Origin of the sequence: Vibrio sp. 10N.261.52.A1 (assembly GCF_002876325.1) — a bacterium.
GTDB classification, from domain to species: Bacteria; Pseudomonadota; Gammaproteobacteria; order Enterobacterales; family Vibrionaceae; genus Vibrio; species Vibrio chagasii.
Genome location: NZ_MCYD01000473.1, coordinates 1 through 302 on the forward strand (window position 1 = coordinate 1; position 302 = coordinate 302).

Below are 302 nucleotides of genomic sequence, written 5' to 3' on the forward strand. Positions count from 1 at the left end.
CCCATTTGTCCCAGGGTTCTTCTCAGGGTTTTCTCTGCCAAGTGGAATTTAATAGCACTCCGTCTAATAGCTCGCCCTCCCCATCAAGGCGAGCTGCACCCATCGAAGATGATGCATCTTCTAACCAGACGAGTTCAACTGATGAACAGCTCAGACGTACGCTCCAACAACATGGCTATACCGACCTTGCTCGCTTAAGCTCGCGAGTATTTGAAGCTCAACATCGTAGCTGGGGATTGGTCACCATCAAATATGCTCATGAGCTAAAACACCGCCACTATCTAAAACAAGAGGCAGAGTTT

1 pseudogene is annotated in these 302 nt (G+C 48.3%); it reads left to right on the top strand.

The window, feature by feature from the left end:
- Nucleotides 1–41: 41 nt before the first annotated feature.
- Nucleotides 42–302: pseudogene (locus tag BCT81_RS29720) on the top strand (protein kinase family protein); the annotation flags it as partial.